The following is a 17,399-nucleotide window of genomic DNA, read 5'->3' as shown; positions in this document are numbered from 1 at the left end:
GGTGGCCTGGTGGCCAGGAAGTACAAGTACGGCGTGGTCAGGAAGGTCGGCAACGCCGTCATCGGAGCAGCGTTGCGCGTCGGCGTCGCACCGCGTAGCTATGTCCTGCTCACGACTGTGGGGAGGCGTACCGGCCTCGCGCGCACGACACCGATCCGTCTGCTGAGGTTCGACGGCAAGGAATGGCTTGTCTCGCCTTACGGAAACGTGGCATGGGTGCACAACGCACGCGCGGCCGGCGAGGTTCGGCTACGGCACGGCCGGAAGACGCGGACAGTCAGCGTGTTCGAGTGCGGCGCCGAGGAAAGCGCGCCGGTGCTCCAGGCGTACGTCCGTAAGGAACCTGTGACGAGGCCCTACTTCGACGCGAAGCCGCGCGACCCGGCCAGCGCCTTCGCCGCGGAGGCGTCCGCGCATCCCGTCTTCCGTGTGGCGGACGCGCCGAATCCTTCCTGATCCACCCGCGTAGCCGTACATCTGGGGGGCGCGGGTCCGCCTGGGAATCCATCCTGCCGTGGCTCGCTCAGTGACCGTGGTCTGCTGCCAGGCCCTTCAGCAGCGGGATGTACACGTCGTCCACCAGAGCGGCCAGCGTCTCCTCCGACAGCGGGGTTCCGCACAGGATCGCTTCCGAGCGCAGCAGGTCGAGCGGCAGCCGCAGCACGCGACGCGGCAGGGCGGCCGGGCGCAGTTCGCCGCGGGCCACGGCGTTCTCCACGATGGTCCCCAGCGTCCTGGCCAGGGGAGCGGAGTCGAGGCGGTCCCGCAGCAGGTCCTGGACCTCGGGGTGTTTGAACGCCTCGGCCATCACGCCCGCGATCGTCTGGCTCATCATCGCGTCCATCCGGGTGGCGATCCGGGTGAACAGCCACAGCAGATCCGCTCTCAGCGAACCCTGGTCGGGTGCTGCCTCGTGGATCGGCTGACGGCGGGCCCATGCGGCGATGACCAGCGCGGCTCGGCTCGGCCATCGCCGGTAGATGACGGGTTTGCTTGTCCCTGCCCGTTTTGCCACTGCCTCTATGGTTAGAGACGGGTAGCCGACCTCACTCAGTTCGGCCCACGCGGCGTCCAGAATCGCATGCTCGAGCTCGGTGCCGCGGCGCCTCGTCCTGGTGTCCGTCACCCGAGCTCCTAAGATACGTTGCGTTTCTTACGTCAGTGGTCTACCTTGCGCATTATTAGACACGAGTCGTTTCTTGCATGGGGGAACTGGTGCTGAACCGCTTGCTGGTCACCTACCTGCGGCCGTACCGCAGAGAGCTGACCATCGTGCTCGTGCTGCAACTCGTCGGCACGATCGCATCGCTCTATCTGCCCAGCCTCAACGCCGACATCATCGACAACGGTGTCGCGCGTGGAGACAACGAGTACATCATCACCACCGGCGTCTGGATGCTCGCCGTGTCGCTGCTGCAGATCGCCTGTTCCGTCGCGGCGGTCCTGTACGGCGCACGCACGGCCATGGCGTTCGGGCGCGACGTGCGGGCTGGGATCTTCCACCGCGCGGGCGAGTTCTCCGCGCGCGAGGTCGCCACGTTCGGCGCTCCCTCGCTGATCACGCGCACCACCAACGACGTGCAGCAGGTGCAGTTGCTGGTGGTCATGATGGCCACGATGTTCGTCGCCGCGCCGATCATGTGCGTGGCGGGCGTGGTCATGGCGTTGCAGGAGGACGTCGGGCTGTCCTGGCTGCTGCTGGTCTGCGTGCCCGCGCTGGCCATCTCGATCGGCCTGATCGTCTCGCGCATGGTCCCGCAGTTCCGGCTGATGCAGGAACGCATCGACCAGGTCAACCGGGTGCTGCGGGAACAGCTGACCGGTATCCGCGTGGTCCGCGCGTTCGTCCGCGAAAAGGCGGAGACCGACCGGTTCGGCGACACGAACCAGCGGCTCACCGACACCGCGCTGCGGGTCGGACGGCTGCAGGCGATGATCTTCCCGACCGTGATGCTGATCCTCAACGTCTCCAGCGTCGCGGTGCTGTGGTTCGGCGCGCACCGCGTCGGTGCCAGTGAGATGCAGGTCGGCGCGCTCACCGCGTTCCTGACCTACCTGGTGCAGATCCTGATGTCGGTCATGATGGCCACGTTCATCTCGATGATGATCCCGCGTGCCGCCGTCTGCGCCGAGCGGATCTTGGAGGTGCTGGACACCGAGCCGTCCGTGCGGCCGCCGGACTCGCCCGTCGCCGAGCTTCCCGGACGCGCCGAGGTCACGTTCCAGAACGTGGAGTTCCGGTATCCGGGCGCGGTCGATCCGGTGCTACGGGACATCTCCTTGCGCGCGGAGGCAGGCAAGACCACCGCGATCATCGGCAGTACCGGCGCGGGCAAGACCACCCTGATGAACCTGATCCCCAGGTTCATCGACGTGACCGCGGGGGAGGTCCGCGTCAACGGCACGGATGTCCGTACGGTGGACCCCGAGGTGCTGCGCAGCCGGATCGGATTGGTGCCACAGCAGGCGTATCTGTTCACCGGCACCGTGCGATCCAACCTGCTGTACGGGAATCCGGCCGCGACGGACGAGCAACTGTGGCAGGCGCTGGAGATCGCGCAGGCACGGGACTTCGTCGAGGAGATGGGCGGTCTCGACGCGACCATCGCGCAGGGCGGCACCAACGTGTCCGGTGGTCAGCGGCAACGGTTGTCGATCGCGCGAGCCCTGGTGCGCGAACCGGAGATCTACTTGTTCGACGACGCGTTCTCCGCGCTGGACCTCGCGACGGACGCCGCGTTGCGTGCCGCGCTGCGGCCACGGACCGAGCACGCGGCGGTGATCGTGGTCGCCCAACGTGTGTCCACTGTGCTCGACGCGGACCAGATCATCGTCCTGGAGAACGGCGAAGTGGTCGGCACCGGAACCCATCGCGAGCTGATGGGCACGTGCCCCACCTATGTCGAGATCGTCGAGTCCCAGCTCACCCCGGAGCAGGCAGCATGAGCACTCCCACCACGACCCGCCGTCCCCAGCCCGCCGCGGGCGGACCCGGCGGACGCTTCGCGGCCATGCAGGCACCGGTCAGCAAGGCCAACGACTTCGGCACGTCCGCGAAACGGCTCATCGGCCGCATGCGGCCGGAACGCCTCAGCCTCGCCCTGGTGCTCGGACTCTGCGTGGTCGCCGTCGGGTTCAACGTCGCGGGGCCGAAGGTCCTCGGTGACGCCACCGACATCATCTTCGACGGCGTAATCGGCCGTACCCCCGGCATCGACTTCAGCGCACTGGCCACAGTGCTCTGGTGGGTGCTCGGGCTGTACCTCTCGGCATCGCTGTTCAGCTGGGCACAGGGCATCCTGCTGAACAACGTCGTGCAGCGCGTGGTCTACCGGCTACGCGAGGACGTCGAGGCGAAGCTGCACCGGCTTCCGTTGCGGTACTTCGACAGCCAGCCGCGCGGTGAGCTGCTCTCCCGTGTCACCAACGACATCGACAACATCTCGACCACGCTGGCGCAGACGATCAGCCAGCTGCTGACGTCGGTGCTGACCGTCCTCGGCGTGATCGTCATGATGTTCACGATCTCGCCGTTGCTCGCGTTGATCGTGTTGCTCGTGATCCCGGCGTCGGTGTTCGTGACCAGAACGGTCGGCAAGCGGGCGCAGAAGCTGTTCATCGCGCAGTGGAAGCACACCGGCGCGCTCAACGCGCACATCGAGGAGTCGTTCACCGGGCACCAGTTGGTGAAGGCGTTCGGCAGGCAGCGGGAGTCCGAAGAGGAGTTCCGGCGCCGTAACGAGGACCTGTACCAGGCGGCGTCCGGCGCCCAGTTCGTGTCCGGCCTGATCATGCCGTCGATGATGTTCCTGTCGAACCTGAGCTACGTGGCCATCGCGGTGGTCGGTGGCGTGCGGATCACGTCAGGCACGATGACGCTCGGCGAGGTCACCGCGTTCATCCAGTACTCACGGCAGTTCACGCAGCCGCTGACTCAGGTGGCGTCGATGGCGAACCTGCTGCAGTCCGGTGTGGCGTCGGCGGAGCGGGTGTTCGAACTGCTGGACGCCGAGGAGCAGAAGCCCGACCCGGCGGACGCGTCGCTGCCCGCGCGGCGGCGCGGACGGGTCGAGTTCGAGAACGTGTCGTTCTCGTACAAGGAGGACCAGCCGCTGATCGAGAACCTGTCGCTGGTGGCCGAACCCGGTCAGACCGTCGCCATCGTGGGGCCCACCGGCGCGGGCAAGACGACGCTGGTCAACCTGATCATGCGGTTCTACGAGCTGGACGCCGGCCGGATCACGCTCGACGGCGTGGACATCACCGCACTGCGACGGGAGGACCTGCGTTCCCAGACGGGCATGGTGCTGCAGGACACGTGGCTGTTCGGGGGAACCATCCGCGACAACATCGCGTACGGCAAGCCGGGCGCGACCGAGGAGGAGATCATCGCGGCCGCCCGTGCCACGTACGTCGACCGCTTCGTACGCACCCTGCCGGACGGGTACGACACCGTCATCGACGAGGAGGGCACGAACGTCTCGGCCGGTGAGAAGCAGTTGCTGACCATTGCCAGGGCGTTCCTGGCGAGCCCGTCGCTGCTGATCCTGGACGAGGCGACGAGCTCGGTCGACACCCGCACGGAGTCGTTGGTGCAGCACGCGATGGCGGCGTTGCGGTCGTCGCGGACGAGTTTCGTGATCGCCCACCGGCTGTCCACGATCCGTGACGCGGACGTGATCCTGGTGATGGAATCCGGCCGCATCGTCGAGCAGGGCACGCACGAGGAACTGCTCGACCGTGCAGGCGCGTACCACCGGCTGTACTCCGCGCAGTTCGCGGCCCCCGTCGAATAATCCCAGCTCACCCCTCGTGAGTGTTTATCGGTGTTAGAACACGGTTAAACACTCACGAGGGGGTTGGGGTGGTCAGGGGACGATGTCGTAGACCAGCTTCTGGATGCCGTTGGGGTAGGACTCGCTCTCGACGAGCCTGAGGTTCTGCTTGTCCCGGTCGGCCTCGCTGAACAGGCGCTTGCCCGCGCCGAGCAGGACCGGGAACAGCAGCAGGTGGTAGCGGTCGATCAGGCCCGCGTCGGACAGGTTGTGGTTCAGCGTGGCGCTGCCGTGCACGATGATCGGCCCGCCCTCGGTCTCCTTCAGCGCGGCGACGTCGTCCAGTGACCGGAGGATGGTGATCTCGCCCCAGTTGCCGACCAGGTCCTTCTCCTGCAGCGTGGTCGACACGACGTACTTGGGCATCACGTTGTAGCCGGCGAAGTCCTCGGTCATCGTCGGCCACACCGGCGAGAACGCCTCGTAGCTGACGCGGCCCAGCATCATGGCCGCGGCCTCGTCCTGCTCGCGGCCCTTGATCTCGTACGCGGCCGGGTCGAACTCGATGTCCTTGAAGGTCCAGCCCGAGTTGCGGTATCCCGGCTCTCCACCGGGCGCTTCCACGACACCGTCGAGCGAGACGAAGGCGGTGGAGATCAGGGTGCGCATGGGGTGCTCCTAGGTTGTTCTGACGTGGTCTCGTCACTGCGTCGAACACGGGCCGCCGAAGTCGACACGAGTTCCCGGACTTTTTTCGACGCGGTGATCATGCCTGGTCAGAACGGGTTTCGCAGGGTCTTGACGACGCGGGACCGGTGGCTGAGCGGGGCGCCCGCCCGTCAGTCCATCGCCGATGGTTCTGTCCACCTCAGATCGCCTCGGAAGGGCCGCTTATCCACTCCGCGGGATCGAGGTGACCGTGGAAGGGCGGCAAGGCCTCGCCCAGCAAGAGCCGCCGGGCCACATGGCCGACCTGTCCCGCGGCCCACCGCGCCTCACCGGCCAACTGGGGATAACCGCACAGCGACTGCCCGATGAGTGGCACGGAGCGGCGTGACCGGTCGGAGAGCTCGCCGAGCCAGTCGGTGAGCTCCTGTGGGCCGTTCACCAGACCGTGGAAAACCGGTAGATCGGGATGAGTGCGGTACGGCTCGATGCTGAGGAAACCGCGCTCATCGGCCGCGTACACGACGTCAAGCCCGCGCGCCTTGGCCCGTACGCGGATGCCGTACTTCAACGCGAGGTCGTCGCATTCCTCGACCAGCAGGTCGACTCCATCCAGGAATGCGTCCACATTGGCGGGTGTCACGCCTTCGTCGAAGACGGTGACTCGCATGTAAGGATCGATCTTGGCGATCCGTCTGGCCACGATCCATGCCTTCGGCACGCCGAGGTCGTCCACTCCGGCATTGAGGCGGTTGAGGTTCGACAGATCAAGGCGGTCGAAGTCGGCGAGCTTGATGTGACCACACAGGTGTTCCTGCGCCACCGTGACCGCCGCTTCGCCACCGACCGACAGACCGATCACGCCGACAGTCCTTCCCCGCAGAACATCCTGCTCAGCGCGACTGATCTTGTCCTGGTTCCGATCGGTGATCACATCGAAGAAGTCGTTCTCCGCCAGCAGGTGCACGACGCGGCGTTCCCACGGGAAGTACACCCACCTGGCCGGCGAGTCCCGCCCGGCGCCTGGGGACCGCACTCGGGCAAGCTCCGCCAGTTGCTGGTCAAGCGTGTCCAGAACGGCGATTCCCCGGTCACGACACAGAGCACGAAGGGCATCGTCGTCGCAGGTGACGATCACCGGTTGCCAGGAAGGCGATTCGCCGGCCAGGACATCCTCCAACGCCGCCAGACCCGTCATGCCGCCCTCCCAAGTCGTTGACATAGTCAAGCTAATGCTTGACAGAGTCAACAGTCAAGGCGGTGGTTATCGAGCGGATTTCGGCGCTGTATGCCGGGCATCTGCCGCGAGCCGGGAAACGCTGTCCACAAGGGGTAGTGCTCGCGGGTCACGCCTGGGAACCGGCCGGTGGCAGGGCGAACCAGTGGTTGCCGGTCTGCTGGTACTGCAACACCATCGCGGGGATGACGAGAATCAGCGGAATGATCGCGATGGAGACCAGTGCGCCACAGACCATCAACGCCCTGCGGTGGTCCCGGCCGTAGCGAAGCGCTCTGCCGAAGCGCCACAGGACAAGGCCGACGACCGTGAACACCGCGGCCAGTGCGGCAAGACGATCGTCGCCCGCGCCGTAAGCGCGGAACGCCGCGTAGCCGTACGCGAAGGTCACGAGAACTCCCGTGATGATCCACAATGTCGACGCCGCCTTGATGGCGCCGGGCGCGGGAACCTGATCGCCGGCCGGGTCCGGCGGTGGCGGCATGGGTCCGATCATGATCTCTCCTAACGGGTTCCGCCTCAGCGTGCCCCGCCCGCCCGGGACCTCTCCCGAATCGGTTGTTGACGGCCGGGCAGGCGGAGGCCAGACTGGGAGCGCTCCCAGAATCTGCGTACTCCCCTGCGAAAGGACGGCAGATGTGGCGCAAGACGTTCATCGGGTTGCTGGGCATGTCGCTGGCGCTGACGACACCGGCCGCGGCGACCGCCGAGCCGGCCGAACAGGTCACCAACGGCGGCTTTGACGCGGGTACGGCGCCATGGTGGTGGACGAGCAACGCGCCCGGCGCGGTCGTCGACGGCAGGTTATGCGCCACCGTCCCGGGCGGGACGGTCAACCCATGGGACGCGATCATCGGCCAGAACGAGATCGACCTGGAGGCCGGGCAGTCGTACAAGTTCGCGTTCACCGCGTCGGCGTCCACTTCGGCCACTGTCCGGGCCAACGTCCAGCTGGCCGACCCGCCGTACACCGCCGAACTGTCCCAACAGGTTCCGCTCACCTCGTCGGCGACCAGGCAGGAGTACGAGTTCACCTCCACGGTGACCACGGCCAAGGCGCAGGTGGCGTTCCAGATCGGCGGTAACGCCGATTCCTTTGATTTCTGCGTGGACGACGTGTCGTTGGCCGGCGGTTCGGAGCCGCCGCCGTACATTCCGGATACCGGACCACGGGTCAGGGTCAACCAGACCGGCTATCTGCCCAGTTCGGCGAAGCACGCGACCCTCGTCACCACGGCGACGGAGCCGGTCGCGTGGCGGCTGTCCCGCCCGGACGGCACTGTCGCGGCGAGCGGGAACTCCAAGCCGCGAGGGATCGATCCGACCTCACGCCAGAACACGCACACGATCGACTTCAGCCGGGCCGCCCCGGGCAAGGGCTACACGCTCAGCGCGGACGGCGAGACGAGCGTTCCCTTCGACATCGGGGGAGAGTTCTACCAACGGCTGAAGACCGACTCCCTGGCCTTCTTCTACCACCAGCGAAGCGGAACCCCGATCGAGGAGTCGCTGGTCGGAGCGCGGTACGCACGCCCGGCCGGGCACCTGGACGTCCCGCCGAACCAGGGCGACACGAACGTCGCCTGCCAGCCAGGTGTTTGTGACTACCGGCTGGATGTCCGCGGCGGTTGGTACGACGCGGGCGACCACGGCAAGTACGTGGTGAACGGCGGCATCTCGGTCGCGCAGTTGATGAGCGAGTTCGAACGGTCCCCGCGGGCGTTCGGTGACGGCAACCTGCGCATCCCGGAGCGCGCCAACGGTGTGCCGGACATCCTCGACGAAGCCCGATGGGAACTGGAGTTCCTGCTGCGCATGCAGGTTCCGGCGGGCAAGCCGTACGCGGGCATGGCACACCACAAGATCCACGACAACGAGTGGACCGGTCTGCCGCTGCCGCCGCACCTGGATCCGAAACTCCGCGAGCTGCATCCGGTGTCCACGGCGGCCACGCTGAACCTCGCCGCGACCGCCGCCCAGTGCGCCCGGTTGTTCAGCCGCTACGACCGGAAGTTCGCCGCCAGGTGCCTGACCGCGGCGCGTCAGGCATGGGCCGCCGCCAAAGCGAACCCCGCGATCTATGCGTCTCCTTCGGACGCGACAGGTGGCGGCGCGTACGACGACACCAACGTGAACGACGAGTTCTACTGGGCCGCGGCCGAGTTGTACCTGACGACGAAGGGCGTGGAGTATCGCGACGCCGTGCTTTCGTCCCCGGTGCACACCGCGGACGTCTTCACCGCCGACGGCTTCTCCTGGCAGTCGGTCGCGGCGTTGGGCCGGCTCGACCTGGCGACCGTCCCGAATGGACTCCCGGATCGTGCGCGGGTACGTCAATCGGTCATCGCCGGTGCCGACAAGTACCTCGCCACGGCACGGAGCCAGGCTTACGGCCTGGCGTACGCCCCGCCCGAAGGGAAGTACGTCTGGGGATCCAACAGCCAGGTGCTGAACAACCTTGTCGTCCTGGCCACGGCTTACGACCTGACTCGGAGGACCGCGTATCGCGACGCCGTGTTCACCGGCCTGGACTACATCCTCGGCCGCAACCCGTTGAACATCTCGTACATCACCGGGTACGGCGAACGGGACGCGCACAACCAGCACCACCGGTTCTGGGCGCACCAGATGGATGCCGCGCTGCCGAACCCGCCCGCCGGATCACTCGCCGGTGGACCGAACTCGTACATCCAGGACCCGGTGGCGCAGGACAAGCTCAAGGGATGCGCCGACGCGATGTGCTACATCGACGACATCGGTTCCTGGGCGACCAACGAGGTCACCATCAACTGGAACTCGGCACTGGCCTGGGTGGCCGCGTTCGCGGCCGAACAGGCCGAGCGCCGGCACGAGTAGATTCCTCCCAGACCGGGCGGGCCCCGTACGACGGTGCGGGGTCTGCCCAACCAACCCCTCCCGCAGGTAAACCCTCGTGAGTGTTTGTCCGTGTTAGAACGCCGATAAACACTCACGAGGGGAAACCACGCTGTTGCCGAAGTGAAGCCGGTCTTCGGCAGGATCGGTTCGAGGTTTCGAACAGGGAGGGATTCGATGAGTCGATCAGTGAAGCGCGCGGCTGTGCTGGGGACAGTCGCGGCAGCAGCGTTTGTCATGTCACCACTGGCGGCGTCGGCAGGCGGTGCCTCGAACAACTGCGCCGGCCCGGCGTGCAGTGTCGAAGCGGGTGGGTTCCCGGGGGGAAGGTTGTCCGTCGACGCCGACGTGCATGGCAGCGGTAGCGCCGAATGGGTGGTGTTCTCCGGCGACCGCGTGGCTTGCCGGTTGAACTTCAGTGCTTCGGCGCCTCCGCAGTCCTGGGTGTGCAGCAATGTGGCCGGGGGCTATCTGTCCGCCTCCGTGCTGGGCCCGCAGGGACCGTCCAACATCGGGCTGCGCTGGTGAACTAGCGGGTTGCCGGGGCGGCGGATCAAGCCGCTCCGGCAACCCTCGGGTCAGCCGGCAACCTGTTTGGCAGGCCGCAGACCGAGTTGCTCGGTGGGTACGCGGTAAGTCTCGCGACCGCTGGCGACAGCGACGATGTTGACGGCACACAGGGCCGCGGTGAACACAGCGACCGGGACCCAGCCCGCGCCGTCGATCGCGGCGGCGATGGCCGGCGCGAAACCCGCGATGGCGAAACCGATCTGGGTGCCGATCGCCATGCCGGACAACCGGACCTCGGTGGTGAACATCTCGCCGTAGAACGAGGGCCAGATTCCGTTGGTGGCGCTGTACACCACGCCGAACATCACGATGCCCACCACGAAGATCAACAGGTGGTTCCCGGCCGAGATGGCACCGAGGTACGCGAACATCAGGGCGGCGCACCCGGCCGATCCCGCGATGAACACCGGTTTGCGGCCGATCCGGTCGGCGAGGGTGGCGCACAGGGGAAGCGCCACCAGCGCGGCGACGTTGGCGAGCACGCCGACCCACAGCATCGCCGACCGGTCCAGCTGGACCGTGTTCACCGCATAGCTCAAAGCGTAGACGCTGAAGATCGTGCTGACCGAGGCGATGATCGAGGCGAGCACCACACGCAGGACATCACGCCAGTGATCGCGGAACAGCACCGCGACCGGCAGCCGGGCCACGCCCTCCGTGGCCGCTTTTCGTTCGAACACAGGGGTTTCGTCCAGCTTCCGCCGGATGACGTACCCGGCTACCACGACGATGAAGCTGGCCCAGAACGGAATCCGCCACCCCCACGACAGCAGGGCTTGTTCCGGTAACGCGGCGACGGGCAGGAACACCGCCGTGGCAAGGATCTGCCCCGCCTGTGTGCCGCTGAGCGTGAAGCTCGTGTAGTACGCGCGGCGATGCGCCGGGGCGTGTTCGAGAGTCATGGAGTTCGCGCCCGCCTGCTCGCCTGCCGCGGAAAGACCTTGCAGCAGGCGTAAGACCACCAGCAGAACCGGTGCCAGCACGCCTGCCTGGTCGTACGTGGGCAGGCAGCCGACCAGGAACGTCGCGACGCCCATCAGCAACAGGGTGAAGACGAGGACCTTCTTGCGCCCGTAGCGGTCGCCGATGTGCCCGAGCACGAACGCGCCGACCGGGCGGGCGGCGTAGCCGACCCCGAAGGTGGCCACGGCCAGCAGCGTGCCGGTGGCCGGATCGGACGCGGGGAAGAAGACCTTGTTGAACACCAGCGCCGCGGCGGTGCCGTAGATGAAGAAGTCGTAGTACTCCAGTGCGCTGCCGATCCAGGCCGCGACCGCGGCCTGCTTGGGTTTGCCCACCGGGTGCGCACTCGCGGGTGGTGTCACGTCGTGCTCCTCTGTCAGGCGGCGTTGCGGAACAGCGGGGCGTAGGTACGAACTAGATAGTTAATTAAGATGATGTGACCCAGGCGACTTGTCAAGGGCCGGTTCAGCGGGCGGCGACGTGCGCCAGGACCAGGTCGCCCAGCATCTCGCGGTAGTGCTCGCGCAGCCCGGGATCGAGCATGTCCCGCTTGAAGATCGCGTTGAACGTGTGCCGGTTGGCCGTGCGGAACACGCAGAAGGCGCTGATCACCATGTGCACGTCGAGCGGGTCCACGTCGGCACGGAAGACGCCCGCGTCCCGCCCGCGTTCGAGGATCGTGGTCAGAACGTCCAAGGCCGGATCGGCGAGCCCGGACAGCACCGAGGACCGGGTGATGTGCGCGGCGCGGTGGATGTTCTCGATGCTGACCAGCCGGACGAAGTCCGGATGCGACTCGTGGTGGTCGAACGTGAGCCCGGCCAGTTGCCGGATGGCGTCCACCGGGTCGAGGTGCTCGACGTCCAGGCCCTGTTCGATGGTCCGGATGCCGGTGTACGCGCGCTCCAGCACCGCGATGTACAGCTGTTCCTTGTTGCCGAAGTAGTAGTAGATCATCCGCTTGGTGGTGCTCATCCGTGCGGCGATCTCGTCCACCCGGGCACCCGTGTAGCCCTTGTCGGCGAATTCGGCGGTCGCGACGTCGAGGATGTCGGCGCGGGTCCGGTCGGGATCCCGGCCGCGGTCCGGTGCGGCCAACGACTCGCCTTTCGTGGTGATGATCGGGTCTGTTCACTGTAGTCGGGGCTGATGGCCCGTGCGCACGTCGTGGTCGGCTCCGAATCCGGACGACGTGATCGACCGGCCGAACTATTAACTATCTGGTACGTTCATTTGCCATGGACGGTCCGGAAGTCCGGATGGACATCGCCACGGTGTGCCTGTCCGGCACGCTCGACGACAAACTGGCCGCCGCCTCGGGCGCGGGTTTCCACGGCGTGGAGATCTTCGAGAACGACTTGGTGGTCTCGCCGTGGACACCCCGGGAGATCCGGCGGCGGTGCGCCGATCTGGGCCTGTCGATCGACCTGTACCAGCCGTTCCGCGACCTGGAGGCGGTGCCGCCGGACGTGTTCGCGGCGAACCTGCGCCGGGCCGGGCGCAAGTTCGACGTGATGGAACAGCTGGGCGCGGACACCATGCTCGTCTGTTCGTCCGTGTCCCCGGACGCGGTCGACGATGACGACCTCGCCGCCGAGCAACTCCACGAGCTGGCGTCCCGAGCCGCGGGCCGCGGCATCCGGATCGCGTACGAAGCCCTTGCGTGGGGCCGGTTCGTGAACACCTACGAGCACTCGTGGCGGATCGTGCGGAAGGCGGGCCATCCGTCCCTCGGGCTGTGCCTGGACAGTTTCCACGTGCTGTCCCGGGGAAGCGGGATCACCGGGATCAAGGTCATCCCGGGGGCGAAGATCTTCTTCCTGCAACTGGCGGACGCCCCGCGGCTGCGGATGGACGTGCTGCAGTGGAGCAGGCATCACCGGCTGTTCCCGGGGCAGGGCGCGTTCGACCTGAGCGCCTTCCTCGGCGCGGTGGCGGCGACCGGATACGCCGGGCCGCTGTCGCTGGAGGTGTTCAACGACGTCTTCCGGCAATCGGACCCCGTGCACACCGCCGTCGACGCCATGCGGTCGTTGCTCGTCCTGCGGGAAGCGACCGCCCGCAGGGGACCTGAGCGGATGCGTGTCGCCGGATTGCCGGTCGTTCCGCCTTCGGATGGCTACGCCTTCGTGGAACTGACCGCGCCGGACCCGGCCGAGGTTCTTGCCGCGCTCGGGTTCGTCTACATCGGACAACACGAGTCCCGTCCGGCTCACCTGTGGCAGCAGGGAGACGCCCGGATCGTGGTGCGGTCCGACGCCGATGTGCGGATCGGCGCGTTGGGCGTGGCGACACCCGATCCACACGCCGCCGCCCGGCGCGCGAAGCGGTTGCTGGCTCCGGCTCTGTCCGATCTGGACTACGACGACCCCGCGGTGCGAGCGCCCGACGGCGTCGGCATTGTCTTCTGCCGCCCGGAAGGCGACTGGATGGCGGATTTCACGCCGCCGGACCCTGCGCTGGTGACCACCTGCGGCATCACCGGAATCGACCACGTCTCGCTGACCGCGCCGTTCGACGACTTCGACCAGATCGCGTTGTTCTACCGCGCGGCACTGGGGTTGGAAGCGGAGCCGGAAACGGAGTTCGCGGCACCGTTCGGCCTGATCCGCAGCCGGTCGTCGGCTGACGCCGGGCGCAGAATCCGCATCGCGCTCAACGTGGCGGCCCTGCGGCGTGGCGACTGGGCGCCTGCTGTCCGCGAGCCGCAACACATCGCGTTCACCTCCGACGACGTCGTGGCCAGCGCCAAGGCGATGCGGGAACTCGGTGCGCGACTGCTGGACATTCCGGGCAACTACTACGACGATCTCGCCGCGCGGTTCGATCTCCCGGCCGGGCGGTTGGCGTCTCTACGCGAGTACTCGGTGCTCTACGACCGCGACGAGCACGGCGAGTTTCTCCACTTCTACACGCACATGGTGGGGTCGCGGATGTTCTTCGAGGTGGTGCAACGCATCGACGGCTACGCGGGCTACGGTGTGGCCAACTCGCCGGTGCGGATGGCCGCCCATCGGCAGTTCAGGCTGAGTCACGAGTGAGCTCACCGAAGTGCCGCACCATCCGGCCGACGTCCGGCGTGTACCCGGTGAAGAGCTGAAACGCCTCGGCCGCTTGGAAAACGACCATGCCGCCACCGTCGAGCACCCGGCATCCCTTGGCGCGTGCGGTCACCACCAGCTCGGTGTCCAACGGCCGGTACACCACATCGGCCACCCACAGATGCGGCATGATCAGGTGCTCGGGCAACGGAAGTCCCGGATACGCCGCCATTCCGGTCGGCGTGGCGTGCACCAGCCCGTTCGCCTCACGCAAGGATGGCGCCAGATCGTCTTTGAGACTTCCCGCGGTGGCTCGGCCTGCGCCGAAGCGACCGCGCAGTGATCCGGCGAGTGTTTCGCCGCGCTCCCGGTCGGTGTCGAAGACGTGCACCGTTCCGGTGCCCATGGTCAGCAGGGCGTGTGCCGCGGCGGCTCCGGCGCCGCCGGCGCCGAGCAGAACCACCCTGTCGACCGCGGAATCGGGCAGTCCCAAGGCGATGTTGCGGGCGAAGCCGGACAGGTCGGTGTTGTGGCCGATGGCCTTGCCGTCGGTGAAGACGACGGTGTTGACGGCTCGCAGGGCGTCCGCTTCGGCGGAGAGATCGTCGAGGTGGCTGAGCACGAGTTGCTTGCACGGGTGGGTGATGTTGAGCCCGTCGTAGCCCGCGAGTCTGGCCGCCGCCAGCAGGTCGCCGACGTTTTCGGGCGGCAGGCCGAGCGTGGTCAGGTCGAGCGTGCGGTAGAGACAGCGAAGCCCGAGTTCGTCGGCCTCACGTTCGTGCAGTGCCGGGCTCAGTGACGTCTCGATGCCCGAGCCGATCAGGCCGACCAGATATCGGCCACCGTCGCGCAGTGCCGTCACGCCGCTGTCCCTCCACGGGAATGAACGTACTAGATAGTTACTTGTACCCGAAGACGGCCCGGCAGGGAAGGGGTGCTGCCTGTTCCTAGGGCGCCTGGCGGGACCGCCGGTAATGTCGGCGGGCCTTCATCCTGTTGCCGCACGCGGCCATCGAGCACCAGCGGGCGTTGTTGGCCTTGCTGCGGTCGATCAGGAAGAGTTCGCAGTCGGGGTTGGCGCAGGCTCGCAGCCGTCCGGGGCTCTTCTTGGCGAGCTCGTCCCAGGCGAGGATCGCGTGGACCACAACGGATCGGGCCGACGTGTCGTCGAGTGTCCACTCGAGACCGTCGTCGGTGGTGGACGGGGTACTCCGGACATTCGTGAGGAACGGGTTCAGTGCGACCGGCGTCGCCTGGCCGCGGACCACCGCTTTCAGTGCCTCGCGCGCCTCGCGCAGAGTCTGCGCGGAGTCGGTCGCCTCCGGCCGGCCTTGATCGGCCAGCCATGCGCTCGCGTCAACGAGGTGGTCGCGCGGCACGCCGTCGACCATGGGCGCGCTGTTGAGCAACGCGAGCAGCAGTGTCTCGTCGCCCATCTCTAACCTCCTTGAACCCCCTTGACAGGTTATAGCACACGTGCTTATCTCTAACCATCAAACACCGCTCAAAGGGGTTAGAGATGACGCGTCACCGGTACGCCACCGTCAACGGTCACACGCTGTTCTATCGCGAGGCCGGACCTGCGGACGCGCCCGTGATCGTGCTCCTGCACGGCTTTCCGACCAGCTCGTTCATGTTCCGCGACCTGATCCCCCGGCTGGCCCGGCACAACCGGGTGATCGCGCCGGACTACCTCGGATTCGGACACTCCGACGCGCCGCCGGCCGAGGATTTCGACTACACGTTCGACGCGCTGGCCGACCTGACCGCCGGGCTGCTCGACCAGCTCGGCGTCACCCGTTACGCCATCTACGTACAGGACTACGGCGCGCCCGTCGGCTGGCGCCTGGCCTTGCGTGTCCCGGACGCCATCACCGCGATCATCACGCAGAACGGCAACGGCTACGAAGCCGGGTTCGTCCAGGAGTTCTGGCGTCCGATATGGGAGTTCCACCGTTCGCGCACGTCCGAGACGGAAGCCGGGGTACGGGAAGCGCTCACGCTGGAGGCGATCAGGTGGCAGTACCTGCACGGCGTGCCGGACGAGACCGTCGTCAGCCCCGACACCTGGCACCACGACTTCGCGATGGTGTCCCGGCCAGGCAACGACGTGATCCAGGTGAAGCTGTTCGCTGACTACGCCACCAACCCGCCGCTCTACCCACGGCTGCACGAATATCTGCGCACCAGCCGTGTGCCTGTCCTGGCGGTGTGGGGAGCGAACGACGAGATTTTCGGCCCGGACGGCGCTCGCGCGTTCGCCGCCGACCAGCCGGAGGCCGAGATCCACCTGCTGGACGGTGGCCACTTCCTGCTGGAAAGCCACCTCGACGAGGTCGCCGGCCTGATCGAGAACTTCCTCGCCAAGCATAACCTCCGCTGAGGGATGCGAACTCGCGTTCCGGTCCTTGGGGAGATTGTCCGGTCAGTTGTCCAGTGCCGCCCGCAAGTCCGGTGCGAGTGACAGGATCTGCGCCAATCCGGTGATCTCGATGGACCGTTTGACCGTGTCGTTGCCGACCGCCACGCGCAGATCCTTCTGCGCGCGCATCGCGTTCTCCTGAGCCTCCACCAGGACGGCCAGACCGGGGGAGGCGAGGAAGGTGACCCCGGTGAGGTCGATCACCACCGCCTGCTCGTCCCCCTGGAACGCCCGCTGGATCGTCTCGGCGAAGGTGGCCTGGGTGGCCAGGTCGATGGCGCCGCTCACCGATATGACGACCGTCTCCTCCCGTTGTTCGACTCGGCAGTGCAGGCGCGCGTGGTCTTGCTGTTCACTCACGGTTCCGGTCCTGTCCCATCCGGTGTGTCCTGCCGATGAACTTACCTGGTGAACGACCACGGGACGTAATGAGCGCCCGTTCTGGTCCATAGTGGACAGTCGGGCGGGTTGAGGCCGCTCGCGCCGGGTATATCTGGAAGGAGAACCGGACGGGAGGACTGCGATGCCGGACCAAGGCTGGGATGTGCTGTCCGCATTGGGTGTGGTGGCGCTGGTCGCGGTCGTGGTGACGGCCGTCGTGGTGCTGGTGCTCGCGATCACGATGATCCGGCGGCACCGGAAGGTGCATCAGCCCGGTGTTCCGGTTTCGGCCAAGATCTCGTACTACGGGTCGATCGCCTACGCGGTGCTGCCGGTCGACCTGCTGCCGGACCCGATCCTGGTCGACGACATCGGCGTGCTGGCCGCGGCGCTGCTGTACGTCGGCCGGGTGCTGAGGAAGTTCAGGCGCAACCGCGACGAGATCACGGGGACCGGCCGGAAATGAGGCC

Annotated in this window: 17 protein-coding genes; 8 read left to right on the top strand and 9 right to left on the bottom strand. The window is 67.0% G+C overall.

Features of this window, described 5'->3' with window-relative positions:
• The first annotated feature begins 9 nt into the window (after positions 1-9).
• Complete coding sequence (locus GC106_RS12370; RefSeq protein WP_312872611.1) at positions 10-456, top strand: nitroreductase family deazaflavin-dependent oxidoreductase; 447 nt, start codon at positions 10-12, stop codon at positions 454-456.
• Positions 457-523: 67 nt separating this feature from the next.
• On the opposite strand, the gene GC106_RS12365 is transcribed toward GC106_RS12370, so the two are convergent.
• The gene (locus GC106_RS12365; RefSeq protein ID WP_173128568.1) at positions 524-1,126 is read right to left on the bottom strand and encodes a TetR/AcrR family transcriptional regulator; all 603 of its coding nucleotides are present in this window, start codon (positions 1,124-1,126) and stop codon (positions 524-526) included.
• An 89-nt stretch (positions 1,127-1,215) separates the two neighbouring features.
• Here GC106_RS12365 and GC106_RS12360 point away from each other — a divergent pair, with 89 nt between their 5' ends.
• Both GC106_RS12360 and GC106_RS12355 read left to right on the top strand, forming a co-directional pair.
• Positions 1,216-2,946, top strand: coding sequence for an ABC transporter ATP-binding protein (locus GC106_RS12360; RefSeq protein WP_173128838.1), 1,731 nt, complete (start codon positions 1,216-1,218; stop codon positions 2,944-2,946).
• Positions 2,943-4,796 (top strand): ABC transporter ATP-binding protein, encoded by a 1,854-nt coding sequence (locus GC106_RS12355; RefSeq protein ID WP_173128566.1) that lies wholly within the window; start codon positions 2,943-2,945, stop codon positions 4,794-4,796. Before GC106_RS12360 ends, GC106_RS12355 begins: the two co-directional genes overlap by 4 nt.
• A gap of 72 nt (positions 4,797-4,868) precedes the next feature.
• On the opposite strand, the gene GC106_RS12350 is transcribed toward GC106_RS12355, so the two are convergent.
• The 3 genes from GC106_RS12350 to GC106_RS12340 all read right to left on the bottom strand — a co-directional run bounded on the left by GC106_RS12350 (position 4,869) and on the right by GC106_RS12340 (position 7,174).
• Positions 4,869-5,444 carry a dihydrofolate reductase family protein gene (locus GC106_RS12350; RefSeq protein WP_173128564.1) on the bottom strand — a complete coding sequence of 192 codons (576 nt, stop codon included), beginning with the start codon at positions 5,442-5,444 and terminating at the stop codon, positions 4,869-4,871.
• 199 nt (positions 5,445-5,643) lie between these two features.
• A complete protein-coding gene (locus tag GC106_RS12345; protein ID WP_173128562.1) occupies positions 5,644-6,639 on the bottom strand; it encodes a ThiF family adenylyltransferase in 996 nt (331 codons plus the stop codon).
• Positions 6,640-6,787: 148 nt separating this feature from the next.
• Positions 6,788-7,174 (bottom strand): hypothetical protein, encoded by a 387-nt coding sequence (locus GC106_RS12340; protein WP_173128560.1) that lies wholly within the window; start codon positions 7,172-7,174, stop codon positions 6,788-6,790.
• A 140-nt stretch (positions 7,175-7,314) separates the two neighbouring features.
• Here GC106_RS12340 and GC106_RS12335 point away from each other — a divergent pair, with 140 nt between their 5' ends.
• Together GC106_RS12335 and GC106_RS12330 are read left to right on the top strand one after the other, a co-directional pair.
• A complete protein-coding gene (locus GC106_RS12335) occupies positions 7,315-9,534 on the top strand; it encodes a glycoside hydrolase family 9 protein (protein WP_217280395.1) in 2,220 nt (739 codons plus the stop codon).
• A 195-nt stretch (positions 9,535-9,729) separates the two neighbouring features.
• Positions 9,730-10,080, top strand: a complete 351-nt coding sequence (locus GC106_RS12330; protein ID WP_173128558.1) for a hypothetical protein — start codon at positions 9,730-9,732, stop codon at positions 10,078-10,080.
• A gap of 50 nt (positions 10,081-10,130) precedes the next feature.
• Here the strand turns inward: GC106_RS12330 and GC106_RS12325 are convergent, their stop codons facing one another.
• Together GC106_RS12325 and GC106_RS12320 are read right to left on the bottom strand one after the other, a co-directional pair.
• Positions 10,131-11,447, bottom strand: coding sequence for an MFS transporter (locus tag GC106_RS12325; RefSeq protein WP_312872610.1), 1,317 nt, complete (start codon positions 11,445-11,447; stop codon positions 10,131-10,133).
• A gap of 103 nt (positions 11,448-11,550) precedes the next feature.
• Positions 11,551-12,183, bottom strand: a complete 633-nt coding sequence (locus GC106_RS12320) for a TetR/AcrR family transcriptional regulator (RefSeq protein WP_173128555.1) — start codon at positions 12,181-12,183, stop codon at positions 11,551-11,553.
• Positions 12,184-12,323: 140 nt separating this feature from the next.
• Here GC106_RS12320 and GC106_RS12315 point away from each other — a divergent pair, with 140 nt between their 5' ends.
• Positions 12,324-14,126 carry a bifunctional sugar phosphate isomerase/epimerase/4-hydroxyphenylpyruvate dioxygenase family protein gene (locus GC106_RS12315; RefSeq protein ID WP_173128552.1) on the top strand — a complete coding sequence of 601 codons (1,803 nt, stop codon included), beginning with the start codon at positions 12,324-12,326 and terminating at the stop codon, positions 14,124-14,126.
• Here the strand turns inward: GC106_RS12315 and GC106_RS12310 are convergent.
• Together GC106_RS12310 and GC106_RS12305 are read right to left on the bottom strand one after the other, a co-directional pair.
• Positions 14,107-14,988 carry a shikimate dehydrogenase gene (locus tag GC106_RS12310; protein WP_173128549.1) on the bottom strand — a complete coding sequence of 294 codons (882 nt, stop codon included), beginning with the start codon at positions 14,986-14,988 and terminating at the stop codon, positions 14,107-14,109. The genes GC106_RS12315 and GC106_RS12310 overlap by 20 nt on opposite strands.
• A gap of 85 nt (positions 14,989-15,073) precedes the next feature.
• Entirely contained in the window at positions 15,074-15,562 is a 489-nt protein-coding gene (locus tag GC106_RS12305) for a CGNR zinc finger domain-containing protein (RefSeq protein WP_173128546.1), read from the bottom strand.
• A gap of 83 nt (positions 15,563-15,645) precedes the next feature.
• Between GC106_RS12305 and GC106_RS12300 the strand changes: the two genes are divergently transcribed.
• Positions 15,646-16,509 (top strand): alpha/beta fold hydrolase, encoded by an 864-nt coding sequence (locus tag GC106_RS12300; RefSeq protein WP_173128542.1) that lies wholly within the window; start codon positions 15,646-15,648, stop codon positions 16,507-16,509.
• Positions 16,510-16,551: 42 nt separating this feature from the next.
• On the opposite strand, the gene GC106_RS12295 is transcribed toward GC106_RS12300, so the two are convergent.
• Complete coding sequence (locus tag GC106_RS12295) at positions 16,552-16,908, bottom strand: STAS domain-containing protein (RefSeq protein ID WP_173128539.1); 357 nt, start codon at positions 16,906-16,908, stop codon at positions 16,552-16,554.
• A 163-nt stretch (positions 16,909-17,071) separates the two neighbouring features.
• Here GC106_RS12295 and GC106_RS12290 point away from each other — a divergent pair, with 163 nt between their 5' ends.
• Positions 17,072-17,395 carry a YkvA family protein gene (locus GC106_RS12290; protein ID WP_173128536.1) on the top strand — a complete coding sequence of 108 codons (324 nt, stop codon included), beginning with the start codon at positions 17,072-17,074 and terminating at the stop codon, positions 17,393-17,395.
• Positions 17,396-17,399: the final 4 nt, after the last annotated feature.

Origin of the sequence: Kibdelosporangium persicum (assembly GCF_013280595.1) — a bacterium.
Lineage (GTDB): Bacteria > Actinomycetota > Actinomycetes > Mycobacteriales > Pseudonocardiaceae > Kibdelosporangium > Kibdelosporangium persicum.
This window is presented reverse-complemented; position numbering and strand designations above follow the sequence as displayed.